Source organism: Paraburkholderia sp. SIMBA_054, from assembly GCF_046534875.1.
In the GTDB taxonomy this organism is placed as follows: Bacteria; Pseudomonadota; Gammaproteobacteria; order Burkholderiales; family Burkholderiaceae; genus Paraburkholderia; species Paraburkholderia hospita.
On sequence record NZ_JAWRXV010001214.1, the window covers coordinates 1 to 254 of the forward strand.

A 254-nucleotide genomic window follows, 5' to 3' on the forward strand; every position below is an offset into this window, starting at 1 on the left:
GGCGCGAGATTTAATCGCCGCGACAATTTGCGACGGCGCGTGCAGGGCCAGACTGGAGGTGGCAACGCCAATCAGCAACGACTGTTTGCCCGCCAGTTGTTGTGCCACGCGGTTGGGAATGTAATTCAGCTCCGCCATCGCCGCTTCCACTTTTTCCCGCGTTTTCGCAGAAACGTGGCTGGCCTGGTTCACCACGCGGGAAACGGTCTGATAAGAGACACCGGCATACTCTGCGACATCGTATAACGTTACTG

Annotated in this window: 1 protein-coding gene; it reads right to left on the bottom strand. The window is 57.5% G+C overall.

The features are described 5' to 3' along the window. Positions 1 to 254, bottom strand: a 254-nt coding sequence (locus SB822_RS58965) for a LacI family DNA-binding transcriptional regulator (protein WP_410859358.1), incomplete at both ends; no start/stop codon positions are given.